A 12350-nucleotide genomic window follows, 5' to 3' on the forward strand; every position below is an offset into this window, starting at 1 on the left:
TAACGCCTGTACGGATGTATTGCTAGTGTTAAACATCTCTAGCAAATAGATAATAAAATAAGATGGCTAATATTCCACAAACGGCAATAGTACACGCCATTGGCCAAGCGGTTCCAACAGGTAATAGTGCTGCGATGCCTCCCACTATTGAGCCCATTCCAAATCGCAAAGTACCTGCTAACGATGAGGCGGTGCCCGCCATTTGCGGGTAGTTACTCAATAGCAGCGCCATGCTATTGCTGCCAATAATTGAGATGGTACCCACATAGAATACCACTGGAATCACCGTACCCCATAAGCCCAAATCTAATGCCTGAGCAATCACTAGGCAGAGGCCTGCTATTACTTGGATTATTAAACCAAAACGAATCATCCAATGCGAGCCCATTTTCTTCACCAATTTGCCATTAAAACTGGTCATAAAAATCATACAGACAACGTTTAGGCCAAACAGATAGCCGAAATTTTGTAAGCTCACCCCATACACATCGATATAAACAAACGAGCCCACAGTTAAAAAGGCAAACATTCCTGAGATGGAGAAAGCTCCGGTCAAGATAAGTCCCATGGCACTCGGGGTTTTACACAGTTGAATGTAGTTACGCAAAATGGCACTCACTCGCAAAGGTTGCCTGCGATCTATCGATAGCGTTTCTGGAATTTTAATCAGTACCGCCACCATTACGATTAATGCAAACACCACCAGAAGCCAGAAGATTGAACGCCAACCAAACCACACCGTCATGTGCCCACCGATCATCGGCGCAGCTAACGGAGCAACAGTCATGACAAGGGTGATAAACGACATGATTCGTGCGAAATCTTCACGATCAAACATGTCTCTCACGATCGCTTGGATCACCACCGCGGCGGCAGCACCAGAAAACCCTTGAGCTACGCGCACCCAAGTTAACGCCTCGATACCCGTTGTGGTTGCACTGACAATAGACGCGAGGGCAAAAAACAGAGTTCCAATAAGCAGAACCGGTTTACGGCCATAACTGTCCGCCAATGGACCATGTAGAAGCTGACCAATAGCAAAACCCGCCATGTAGGCGGTTAAAGTGATCTGTACCGCATTGGAGGTGACGCCTAAATCAGCAGCAATACTTGGCATTGCTGGCAGATACATATCAATAGCTAGAGGGGTTAATGCCGCGATGGCGCCTAATATGACAATCAGTGTTAGATTTAATGTTGGTGCTGGTTGTTCCGAAGTCATAACAGTCCAAAAGAGAAAAATACCGCGGCTAGAGTATCATGATCTTACTCACAGTTATTGTCATTTCTTGCAGTGAGTACAAAATAATAAAGGATGCTAAGCGTCCTTTATTATTAAGAAAAACAAGGCCTAGACTAAAATGAAGCGACCTCTTCTTCGGTGAGATATCGGTACTCACCAGGTTCTAACGCTTCATCCAATTTAATGCTGCCTATGGTGTCACGATGCAGACCTTCTACTTTATTACCTACCGCAGCAAACATACGTTTAACTTGGTGGTATTTTCCTTCTTGAATGGTCAATAACACTTCATTCTCTTCGCGATCAACAATCTCTAGTTTCGCTGGAAGTGTCAGGTTTTTCTCACTATTAAGCTGAATCCCCTGTTCAAACTTTTCAATATAATCGTCTTGAATTGGATCCGCTAACCAAACGCGGTAACGCTTAGAACATTTGTGTTTTGGTGAGGTGATACGGTGCGACCATTTTCCGTCATCGGTAATCAATACTAATCCCGTGGTATCCACATCCAAACGCCCTGCAAAATGCAGCTTGTCCATTTTTATCTCGTCGATAAGCACAAACGCAGTGGGGTTGCTTGAGTCTTCGTGTGAACAGACATAACCGTCAGGTTTAAATAACATGATGTAGCGAGGACCAGCAATCGTTAGCTTGCGCTCTTGCCACACAACCTCTGACGCGTCATTCACTTGAATCGACGCAACATTACGCATCGCCCCATCCACTGAGATCTCTTTACGTTTTATTAATTGGTTTGCTTCTTTACGAGTCACTCCAAGCGAGTCACACAAAAATTTATCTAGGCGCATTATTATTCCAGTACATTGAGGCCAATACCGCGCTATTATAGTGGGCAATTACCATCTAACCATCTTTTTATTACTCTAATTTATGTTCGCATTACGTCCTTACCAACAAGACTCAGTAAAAGCGGTGGTTCACTACTTCCGCAAGCACACCTCTCCAGCGGTGATTGTTCTGCCAACTGGAGCAGGAAAAAGCTTAGTGATCTCTGAACTGGCTCGATTAGCGAGAGGTCGAGTGTTGGTGCTGGCACACGTAAAAGAGTTGGTTGAACAAAACCACGCAAAATATGAGAGTTACGATTTACAAGCGAGCATCTTCTCTGCTGGGCTGGGCCGTAAGGAGAACGATAAACAGGTGGTTTTTGCTTCAGTGCAATCCATTGCTCGAAATCTAGAGGCTTTTAATGATCAATTTTCACTTCTGGTCATTGATGAATGTCATCGAGTTCCCGATGATAAAGACAGCAGCTATCGCAAGGTCATCACTCACCTGCAAAAAAATAACCCCAACATTAAAATTTTAGGTCTTACTGCTACCCCCTACCGTTTGGGTATGGGATGGATTTATCAGTACCACACTCGAGGACAGGTAAAGTCAAGCCACGCTCGATTTTTTCGAGACTGTATTTTTGAATTGCCCATTCAATATTTACTGGATGAAGGTTTTTTAACCCCAGCTAAACTGCTTGATGCGCCTATTCTCAGTTATGACTTCTCTCAACTAAAACCCGCATCAACGGGTCGCTATAAAGAGTCCGAACTGGACCTAGTCATTGAAGAGTCTAAACGAGCAACACCACAAATCGTACAACAGATAATAGATTATGCCGCCGATCGCAAAGGTGTCATGATTTTTGCCGCCACGGTTAGACACGCTCAAGAGGTTTTATCATTACTGCCTACTGGGCAATCCGAGTTAGTGATTGGAGAAACAAAAATTGACGATCGTGATGCCATCATTCAACGTTTTAAACAACAACAGACCAAGTTTCTCGTTAATGTCTCAGTTTTAACCACTGGGTTTGATGCCCCACATGTTGACCTGATTGCTATTTTGCGACCAACGGAGTCGGTCAGTTTATATCAACAGATAATTGGCCGTGGTTTGAGACTCTCAGAAGGCAAAGAGGAGTGCACCATTCTCGATTACGCCGGTAACTGCTATGACCTCTATCAACCAGAGGTTGGCGATCCCAAACCAGACAGTAACAGCGAAATCGTCACTATCCCTTGTCCAGCCTGCGGTTTTAATAATAATTTCTGGGGAAAACTAGACAGTAACGGTTTTCTTTTAGAGCATTTCGGACGCCGCTGCCAAGGGTATTTCGAAGATGATGAGCAGGTTAGAGAGGAGTGCGGCTATCGATTCCGGGCTAAATACTGCAACGAGTGCGGCGCAGATAACGACATAGCAGCCAGAATTTGTCATCAATGTGATGCTATTTTGGTTGATCCCGATAAAAAGCTGAAAGAGGCATTAAAACTAAAAGATGCTCGAATCATTGAGTGTCGTGATTTGATAATCAGTGCCGGAAAAAACAAGTTTGATAAACCTCAGCTCAAGGTGACCTATATTGGTTTTGATGAGTCAGAGATCCATGAAGTATGGCAAATGGCGACCAAAAAGCAGAAACTTGCGTTCCAAGAACGTTTTGTTCGTCCGCACTTAGCCGATCGACACAGACCCTTTGATGAAACCTCTGCTAGTAAAATTGCAACACACCAACACAGATTTAGACCTCCTACTTTTGTTATTGCCCGCAAGCAGGGACGGTTTTGGACGATCCGGGATAAGATATTTGAAGAGTAACGGTTGATAACTCTAGCCTAAGAGGGACTCGCACTGTTGTTGGGGACCTCCAAAAAAAATACCGGAGGTAAGTCGTTGGCTTTGGCATAATACATAGCTACATCAGCATTATGTAACACATTTTTTACCGAACAAACACTATCACTGTCATCACCACTAATACCGACACTGACCGAGACAAACAGAGTCAACCCATTAAACTCAATCGGCTGTTCCACCGCTTGCACTATCGTATTCGCAATACCACGTAACTGCTGTTCTGAAAAAGGGTCAATCAGAGTAATTATAAATTCGTCGCCCCCTAAACGGTAAACCGCACCTAAAGCACTAGTCACTCTCTCTAAACGTGATGCAACCACTTGTAAAACCGCATCTCCTGCATCGTGACCATGCGTATCATTAATCACTTTAAAACCATTCAAGTCGAGCATCATGAAAGTAAAACAGTCGTAGATTCCTTTCTCAACTTGCTGGGCAAAATCATTAAAACTGACACGGTTAGGAATCGCGGTTAAGGAATCCGTTTTCATTTGCATTTCAGCAAACTCCCTTGCTTCAATAAGATCACTAATGTCCAGGGCTGAACATTCGATTTCATCTTTGATGCGCTTGGAATGATTAATCTGAAAATGTATTTTCCCATTGTCATCTGACAATGAATACTCAAAACCACTGCCGCTTTTTCGACGTAATAACTGTGCAATTAATGCTTCCAACAACTCTTCTTGCTGCTCGTTAATCTTATCAACCTCACCAATTAATTGAACAAATTTATTGTTGGCTCTCACTATTTGGTACGTTTTAACGTTCACCACAAACAAACAAACTTGAGTTAAATTGTAGGTTCTTGAGTAACGCTCTTCACTTTGTCTTAACTGATTGATTGAGTTAAATAAACGAAGCCGCATCGTTTCTAACGAAGTAAATATTGAATTGATTTCGCTAAACCTGTTGTGCTTAGGGGGAGGAATGGCAAACTCTCCTCTTGCGACTAACTGCGTGAACTGCTGAACGTCATCAAAGGGCTTCCTTAATACCGAGAAGATCTTATAACTAAAAATATACGACAGCAGACCTACCAATAAAATCAGGAGTATTGTTCTGGGCAATATTAAGTAATAGATATCTTTACTCAGAGCATCATTGTCTTTATGAATGACCAGTTGACCTAAAAAATGTCCATCAGCATCAACAACCGGATAGACCAATCTATTGATGTGAGGCGGCGATGAATCTGCATTAATGACCTCAGCTAACGTCATCTCATACTGTTCTGATTCTAACTTAACAGAAGTAATGTACTCTAAGCGCGAAAGATCGTTAACCACAAGTTCAGCGACAGGTAGATCAAATTTCTCAAGGGATTTTTGTGCATTTAGCAACTGCTGAGAGAGCACTTGATCGTACAGCTGCAAGTGTTCTTTTTTTTCCTGTATTAAGCTTTTAGTCATATCCACCCCTGCAAAAATCAGTAGAGGCACCAACGTCAAAATGATGTACAACACAATAATATGTGAAGAGAGCTTTTTCATTGTTACATCTGACATAGCATTGAGATTTTATGAGTAACTGCGCTGTTATTACCTTTTAGCTGTACGATTAAATCATTAATCTTCTTAATCTCTGCTTTTGTTAGAGTAGGGTTATCGTGATTAATAGCTATATTGATGATCTCTTGTTTTATACCAAAATGTTTCTCGTTACTATTCCAAATATCATTGTTCAATAGCATTAATGCTGCAAAGATCGCTTTATCTGCTCGCTTTTCAAACGAGGCGATTAATGTCTCTGGATACTGCTGGTTGTAATTATAATCAATACCGAAGCTGTAACCACCTGTCCCTGATGTTTTCATCGTCTCCATAACCGCTTTACTGGCAAAACCCGCAACCGGAAAAACCACATCGACGTCACCATCCAACATCACTTGAGTCAGTTTCTGAGCCGTTTCAACGTCATCCCATGAGAAAGCACCTTTGTTAATATAGTCGACAGATACCATCACATTTTTATTGGCGTCCTTCACCCCAAGTTCATAACCACATTGAAAATTCTCAATAACTGGAATCGTCATACCGCCAATAAAACCCACTTTATTCGTTTTGCTCTTTAACCCTGCGGCATAACCGATAACATAAGCCCCTTCCGCATGATTAAAAGTCAAACCGAGCACATTAGGCACATCGTAGGCAACATCGAGTGAGATAAAGCGGGTAGATGGGTACGACTTGGCTATCTCTTCAAAATTCGTTATCGAGTTGGAGTCTTGAACAATGATGGGGTTATAACCCGATGTTGCTGACTCTTTAAGCTCTTGAATATAAAGTGAATTATCTCGAATTAAATGTTTACGCGCCACCATAATATTGGTGCTCTCTTCAAACCGAGAAATTCCACGTTCAATCCGATATAAGTAAGAACCCGGCTCAACTTCGCCTTGAAAAAGTACTAAAGGGTTGAAGGCTTCTTTTGCTGACAACAGCTGAGAAAACAATAAAATTGCTCCTACTGCCAATATTTTTCTTACCATAAATCGCCCAAATACAATATGACGTACACTAAATAATAATGCGCTAATCATACAAATAGATGAGTAAAAATACGACTAAAAATTGATTTATTATCTCCACTATTCTAATAAATACGGCTCAAGTCTAAACTTGCTATCATTATCTCTTTCTTTTTTCTAAAATTGATTTATCTTATCGCCTCTAAAATTTTCGAGGCTTTATTATGCGTAACTTTGTCAAATATGTGTTCTTCATGCTGCTATTCATCATCGCTTTTGGCGTCACTCAATCGCTGCTTAAATAACTGAGATTAACGATAAACAGATCACATATTTAGGTCAAAGTGTTATCTATGTCTCTGTAATTTCACACCATTACCTCTATGTTAATGACCTACCTTTCTCGGAGGCATGGTCATGAATACAAGAACCTATCAATATTGCATCCTAGCTCTACTCTTTTTGCTCTCCATACCCAGTTTTGCCTCTCAAACCGCGAAACAGATCATCACTCAGTCTGATCAACAAATGCGAGGAAAGTCTGGCTATACCGAGATGACAATGGAGATCGTTCGCCCAGATTGGTCCCGTTCAATGAGCATGAAAACATGGAGTAAAGGCACCGAGCTCTCCATGGTACTCGTCACGGCTCCAGCTAAAGACCAAGGCAGTGCTTCGCTTAAACGCTCCACTGAAATGTGGAACTGGATCCCAAGTGTTGAACGAGTGATCAAAATTGCCCCATCAATGTTAAGTCAATCTTGGATGGGCTCTGACTTCACCAATGACGACCTGATTAATCAATCCTCTATCGTCGTCGATTATGAGCACCAATTTGTTCAAGATGACACCGTTGACGGTGAAAGCGTGTGGGTGATTGATGCCATCGCCAAACCTGATGCACCTGTGGTGTGGAGTAAAGTACGTTTATGGATCTCAAAGCAAACTTATAATCAACGTAAAGTGGTATTTTATGATGAGTTTGATGACTTAGTGAATACCTTAACCACCTTTGATATTAAAGAGATGGGGGGGAGAATGCTGCCCACTCGCACTGTCATGCAACCCGCTGATAAGCCGGGAAACAAGACCATAATGACGACTCATAAAGCCCAGTTTGATTTTGATATTACCGATGGGTTTTTCTCCCAAAAACAGATGAAGTCTTTACGAAAATAGTAGGCGCTTATGTTATTTAAACTGGCTTGGCGAAATATTTGGCGACAAAAAAGACGGACCCTGCTCACCGCCTCAGCGCTTGGATTAGCGCTGTTTCTCTCGTTGTTCATGCGCTCAACCCAAGAGGGCAGTTATGCCCACAACATTGATACTGTTGCCCGGCTCTCTTCAGGTTTAGCACAACTGCAAAACAGCAAATACTACGACAGCCAAAGTATTGATGACCTGCTCCCTGGCAGTGATGCATTTATTACCCCAGCAAGATCAATCCCTGAGATCACGTTTACCATTCCACGAATAGAGACCTTCTCTTTGATTGCCGCCAATGACAAATCTAAAGGGGTAATGGTTATCGGCATTGACCCAAAGTTAGAAGCAGACTACTCAAACATTGAAGAAAAGATTGTCACTGGGGCATTTTTAGAAACGGGGGATAAACAGATTATCATAGGTCAAAGTTTAGCCTCTTTCCTTAATATCACGATTGGCGATGAAATTGTTCTATATGGTCAAGGTTATCGGGGGCAAACGGCGGCAGGGCTTTTTACTATTAAAGGTATCTTTCACCTCCCACAAGCTCAGTTGGATTCACAATTAATCTACCTGCCACTTGATACCGCTAAAAATCTGTTTAGCACCGATGGACAAGTCACCAACTGGTTAATCCACACCGATGCCGTTAGCCATCTACCTGATGTGATCAGCCAACTCAAACAGCAATATCATACCGACATCGATGTACTGGATTGGCAAACCCTGATTCCTGAATTAGCGCAACAGATCACCCTAGATAGGGTCAGCGGTATTTTCTTAATGTATGTACTCTATGGCGTAGTGGGGTTTGGTCTATTTGCTACCCTTCTGATGATGACCTTAGAGAGACAGAGAGAGTTTTCAGTCATGATGGCCACCGGAATGGTCAGGCAAAAGTTATTACAATTGATCGCTATTGAATCGAGTTTTATTGCCGCTATTGGGGTCGCGATTGGCATCATCATTACTACGCCACTGCTACTTTGGTTTTCACGCTTTCCTATCCAACTCACAGGAGACACGGCGGCGATGATGGAAGAGATGGGGTACGACCCTATTATTCCAGTACTGCTTAGCCTTGATTTTTATTACGAACAAATTCTGATGGTGCTTATTATTTTACTTCTCTGCTTACTCTATCCCATGTTCAGGCTCTATCGCTTAGAGATTGTATCCGGATTAAAAGGAGGCACTCATGCTCATTAAATTAGCCTGGCGTAACCTCTGGCGCAATAAGTTGAGAACCACCATCATGCTCTCAGCGATGGTGTTTGGTTTACTCGGCGTGATCCTCATGATGGGTTTCATGAATGCGATTGGCCACAGCTTGATCAGTAATGTGATCGCTTACCAAACCAGTCACATGCAGATTCATAACCAACGTTATATCAGCAACCCAGATATCAAGGCCACATTAGTGGATGAATCAGCGATCACTCAGCGGTTAGATAACAACCCACTCATCGACGCGTACTCAACTCGGTTGCTAATCAATGGCATGGTGGCCTCAGCAAAAAACTCACGTGGCGTGATGATTAATGGCATCAACCCGATCGATGAAGCAAACGTCACCTTGATGAGTGACACCATCAGACAGGGTGAATGGTTAGACAATCAGGGTCGTAATCCGATTTTAGTTTCTGAAAAAACCGCCAATCGATTAGCCTTACGGTTAGGGTCTAAGGTGGTGTTGACCTTTACTGACTTTACTGGAGAAGTGACCGGCGTAGCGTTTAAAGTAAAAGGAATCTTCCGCTCTCCCTCCAGCACCTTTGATGAAGCCAATGTTTATGTCAGGCAGACTGATTTAGCCCGCCACAGTAAAGTAAACGCCAATCATGAGATATCGGTAAAATTAACCCATATTGATAGACTCGATGACGTCTATCAGCAACTACGTCCCCTTATTTCAGCGCCTAACAAGCTGCAAACTTGGTCGCAAATTCAACCCTTACTTGCTGCTATGGTCGCCAGCTTATCCACCAGCAATTTTATTGTTCTAGGCATTTTTGTTCTCGCAATGGGTTTTGGCATCATCAATATTATGTTGATGTCAGTTTTTGAGCGTACCCAAGAGTTTGGTGTATTGATGGCGATTGGCATGGACAAAGCGAATATCTTTAAACTGATTGTTATAGAATCTGGGCTGCTCGGTTTGGTTGGAGGACTGCTCGGCTGTACAGTGAGTCTATTATTGATGATCATTTTGCAACGTACTGGACTCCCCCTAGGAGCTCTTGCGGAAGGGCTAGGTGCCATGGGGATTGATACAGTGCTCTACCCTTGGGTTGACGCCAATAGCTATCTAATAACAGTCGCTATGGTGCTGTGTAGCAGTTTAGCCGCTGCACTATACCCTGCCCGGCAAATATTGAAAAAGCCCCCCGTTGAAGCGATGTCGGAGAAACACTGATCATGACTATTTTACTTAAGCAACTGTGCAAAACCTATAATCCCGACAGTGATTTTCCAGTCAAAGCGGTCAATCATGTTGACCTTAATATCGAACAGGGAGAGTTTGTTGCCATTATGGGCCCTTCCGGTTCTGGAAAAACCACACTGCTCAATATGGTGGGAGGAATAGATCGACCAACATCAGGCAGTGTCTCCATTGATGGGAATACCATTGCCGATCTAAACGATAAAGCGCTCATTCGTTTTCGTCGAGATAATATTGGTTTTATCTTTCAAGATTACAGCCTATTACCCGTATTAACGGCATTAGAGAATGTTGAATTTGTTATGTTATTACAGGGACACTCCGAAACGGAGTGCCGGCAAAGAGCAACGGAGTTGTTAAACAAAGTGGGGTTATCCGAGCAGCTCAATAAATTACCATCTAAATTGTCGGGGGGTCAGCAGCAACGAGTCGCTGTGGCGCGAGCCCTTGCTCCTCGTCCAAAGTTTGTGATGGCCGATGAACCCACCGCAAATTTAGATGCTCAAAGTACCGCTGAGCTTCTGGATATTATGCTGGAGTTAAATCAACAAGAGCAAACCACATTTATTTTCTCAACTCATGATCCCCGAGTGATCACCCGAGCCCGCCGAGTGATTGTCTTTGAAGATGGGCAATTAAAAGAGGATAAGCTTCAGTGATACGCCCCACATTGGCTATGTTGACACTTTTTGCCATGCCTATTTTTGCTAACGGCATACCCGGACTTGAACCTGAGAACAATTGGGATCTGGATGGTTATGTGAAATACATGGCCAACGTTACTCTGGCCGACAACAATCAAAATATTACTGAGCATCTAATTCATCAACGTTTCAACTTCGAATATCGCTTTAACGACCACTTACGGTTTAACAGCAGCTTACGCAATCGCTTAATTCTGGGTGAATCGACTGACATTCCCGGCTATGCTGACGTAATCGATACCGACACTGGTTATGTGGATCTCTCCGGTAATTGGCTAGATAAATCAGGAGCGATTGGAAACAGTCAGATTGATCGACTCTCATTAAGTTGGGCCGACGAGCAGTGGCAAGTGAGGGGCGGTCGATTTCGAATCAATTGGGCCATGGCGACCTTATGGAACGCCAATGATATTTTCAACTCCTACTCGATTTATGACTTTGATTACGAAGAGCGAGCAGGAACGGATGCTCTAATGGTTAGTCACACCTTAGGTTATGCCAGTAACATTGATATTGTTTATGCACCAAACAGCAATAGAGATTTAGACAGCTACTCAGCCCGCTACCTGTTTAATCATGACTTATGGGATATGCAATTGCTACTGGGTAAATCCCTGTCTGACCGGGTGATAGGGGCAGGTTTTGCTGGAGATATTGCTGGAGCAGGCGCTCGCGGAGAGGTCACGTTTTTTGATCCTATTTGGGAAACCATCCCTGGACAATCGCAGAGCAGTTCAGTACAAAAAAGAACCTGGGTCGCGTCATTGGAAACGGACTATACCTTTAACAGTAGCAGCAACTGGGCTGCTCGTGCCGCCATTCTCTATATCTCAGAGCTGCAAGATATTAACAGCGGTTTGCACTATCTGAACATGCCCCTAACGCCAAAAACCCTGAGTTTCGCTCACTGGACTTACTATGCCGATGTCGGGGTTGACCTCACACCGCTTAGCCGCCTCACCTTTGCCGCCAGCTATTATCAAGATGGCTCCTACTTTGTCAGTGCTACTAACAGCTATTCACTGGCGAATGATTGGGAGTTACTCGCGGTAGTGCAACGCTTTGATGGGATAAAAGAAGAGAGCTTGTTTGATAGCAGCGCCGCTACCCAGATTTTTGGCCGAATAAAATGGAGCTTTTAAGCTTTTCATTGCTAGACGGTTAAACATTTGCGCATCCCCATAATCAATGTTAGAATCCGCGCTCGTTTTTAGGAACGAAACTTCACTAAGTTAGGTCGCTAAACCTAGTGGATTCTTTTTATTTTACTATTTTTGAGAGTAAAAACTATGAAATTTGATGCAGTAGTACGTACTGAACAAGGTAAGGGTGCGAGCCGCCGCCTTCGTCACGCTGAGAAATTCCCAGCAATCATCTACGGTGGTGAAGCAGCTCCAGTTTCTATCGCTTTAAACCATGATGAAGTTATCAACCAAATGGACAAGCCTGAGTTTTACGAAGGTCTAGTTCTAGTTGTTGATGGTGTTGAAGTTAAGGTTAAGCCGCAAGACGTTCAACGTCACGCGTTTAAGCCTAAAGTCATGCACATGGACTTCATCCGCATCTAATTCGTTGTAATTATTCTTTTGCATAATTGAAAAAGCAGCCCTTACCAAGCTGCTTTTT

The 12350-nt window shown here is 43.1% G+C and carries 11 protein-coding genes; 7 read left to right on the forward strand and 4 right to left on the reverse strand.

Features of this window, described 5'->3' with window-relative positions; all coding sequences use genetic code 11:
• Positions 1 to 28: 28 nt before the first annotated feature.
• Positions 29 to 1222 carry a Bcr/CflA family multidrug efflux MFS transporter gene (locus L4C32_RS06640; RefSeq protein ID WP_428196083.1) on the reverse strand — a complete coding sequence of 398 codons (1194 nt, stop codon included), beginning with the start codon at positions 1220 to 1222 and terminating at the stop codon, positions 29 to 31.
• 134 nt (positions 1223 to 1356) lie between these two features.
• Positions 1357 to 2052, reverse strand: coding sequence for a 16S rRNA pseudouridine(516) synthase RsuA (gene rsuA / locus L4C32_RS06645; protein WP_428196084.1), 696 nt, complete (start codon positions 2050 to 2052; stop codon positions 1357 to 1359).
• An 82-nt stretch (positions 2053 to 2134) separates the two neighbouring features.
• Here rsuA and radD point away from each other — a divergent pair, with 82 nt between their 5' ends.
• Entirely contained in the window at positions 2135 to 3859 is a 1725-nt protein-coding gene (gene radD / locus L4C32_RS06650) for a DNA repair helicase RadD (RefSeq protein ID WP_428196085.1), read from the forward strand.
• Between the two features lie 17 nt (positions 3860 to 3876).
• On the opposite strand, the gene L4C32_RS06655 is transcribed toward radD, so the two are convergent.
• Positions 3877 to 5391 (reverse strand): diguanylate cyclase domain-containing protein, encoded by a 1515-nt coding sequence (locus tag L4C32_RS06655; protein ID WP_428196086.1) that lies wholly within the window; start codon positions 5389 to 5391, stop codon positions 3877 to 3879.
• A gap of 2 nt (positions 5392 to 5393) precedes the next feature.
• Entirely contained in the window at positions 5394 to 6389 is a 996-nt protein-coding gene (locus tag L4C32_RS06660; protein WP_428196087.1) for a BMP family ABC transporter substrate-binding protein, read from the reverse strand.
• 396 nt (positions 6390 to 6785) lie between these two features.
• Between L4C32_RS06660 and L4C32_RS06665 the strand changes: the two genes are divergently transcribed.
• The 6 genes from L4C32_RS06665 to rplY all read left to right on the forward strand — a co-directional run bounded on the left by L4C32_RS06665 (position 6786) and on the right by rplY (position 12292).
• A complete protein-coding gene (locus L4C32_RS06665) occupies positions 6786 to 7547 on the forward strand; it encodes an outer membrane lipoprotein-sorting protein (protein ID WP_428196088.1) in 762 nt (253 codons plus the stop codon).
• Positions 7548 to 7556: 9 nt separating this feature from the next.
• Positions 7557 to 8786, forward strand: coding sequence for an ABC transporter permease (locus L4C32_RS06670; protein WP_428196089.1), 1230 nt, complete (start codon positions 7557 to 7559; stop codon positions 8784 to 8786).
• The gene (locus tag L4C32_RS06675) at positions 8776 to 9993 is read left to right on the forward strand and encodes an ABC transporter permease (RefSeq protein WP_428196090.1); all 1218 of its coding nucleotides are present in this window, start codon (positions 8776 to 8778) and stop codon (positions 9991 to 9993) included. Before L4C32_RS06670 ends, L4C32_RS06675 begins: the two co-directional genes overlap by 11 nt.
• Positions 9994 to 9995: 2 nt before the next feature.
• Positions 9996 to 10679: an ABC transporter ATP-binding protein gene (locus L4C32_RS06680; protein WP_428196091.1), complete on the forward strand. Its 684-nt coding sequence runs from the start codon at positions 9996 to 9998 to the stop codon at positions 10677 to 10679.
• The gene (locus L4C32_RS06685) at positions 10676 to 11866 is read left to right on the forward strand and encodes a hypothetical protein (protein ID WP_428196092.1); all 1191 of its coding nucleotides are present in this window, start codon (positions 10676 to 10678) and stop codon (positions 11864 to 11866) included. Before L4C32_RS06680 ends, L4C32_RS06685 begins: the two co-directional genes overlap by 4 nt.
• 147 nt (positions 11867 to 12013) lie before the next feature.
• The gene (gene rplY, locus L4C32_RS06690) at positions 12014 to 12292 is read left to right on the forward strand and encodes a 50S ribosomal protein L25 (RefSeq protein ID WP_428196093.1); all 279 of its coding nucleotides are present in this window, start codon (positions 12014 to 12016) and stop codon (positions 12290 to 12292) included.
• Positions 12293 to 12350: the final 58 nt, after the last annotated feature.

This window comes from Aliivibrio kagoshimensis (assembly GCF_050337105.1).
Classification (GTDB): Bacteria; Pseudomonadota; Gammaproteobacteria; order Enterobacterales; family Vibrionaceae; genus Aliivibrio_A; species Aliivibrio_A kagoshimensis.

What these genes read in the sequence shown, in the direction of transcription:
- L4C32_RS06640 (WP_428196083.1), bottom strand. Translation starts at nt 1,222, where the DNA reads ATGACTTCGGAACAACCAGCACCAACATTAAATCTAACACTGATTGTC.
- rsuA (WP_428196084.1), bottom strand. Translation starts at nt 2,052, where the DNA reads ATGCGCCTAGATAAATTTTTGTGTGACTCGCTTGGAGTGACTCGTAAA.
- radD (WP_428196085.1), top strand. Translation starts at nt 2,135, where the DNA reads ATGTTCGCATTACGTCCTTACCAACAAGACTCAGTAAAAGCGGTGGTT.
- L4C32_RS06655 (WP_428196086.1), bottom strand. Translation starts at nt 5,391, where the DNA reads ATGAAAAAGCTCTCTTCACATATTATTGTGTTGTACATCATTTTGACG.
- L4C32_RS06660 (WP_428196087.1), bottom strand. Translation starts at nt 6,389, where the DNA reads ATGGTAAGAAAAATATTGGCAGTAGGAGCAATTTTATTGTTTTCTCAG.
- L4C32_RS06665 (WP_428196088.1), top strand. Translation starts at nt 6,786, where the DNA reads ATGAATACAAGAACCTATCAATATTGCATCCTAGCTCTACTCTTTTTG.
- L4C32_RS06670 (WP_428196089.1), top strand. Translation starts at nt 7,557, where the DNA reads ATGTTATTTAAACTGGCTTGGCGAAATATTTGGCGACAAAAAAGACGG.
- L4C32_RS06675 (WP_428196090.1), top strand. Translation starts at nt 8,776, where the DNA reads ATGCTCATTAAATTAGCCTGGCGTAACCTCTGGCGCAATAAGTTGAGA.
- L4C32_RS06680 (WP_428196091.1), top strand. Translation starts at nt 9,996, where the DNA reads ATGACTATTTTACTTAAGCAACTGTGCAAAACCTATAATCCCGACAGT.
- rplY (WP_428196093.1), top strand. Translation starts at nt 12,014, where the DNA reads ATGAAATTTGATGCAGTAGTACGTACTGAACAAGGTAAGGGTGCGAGC.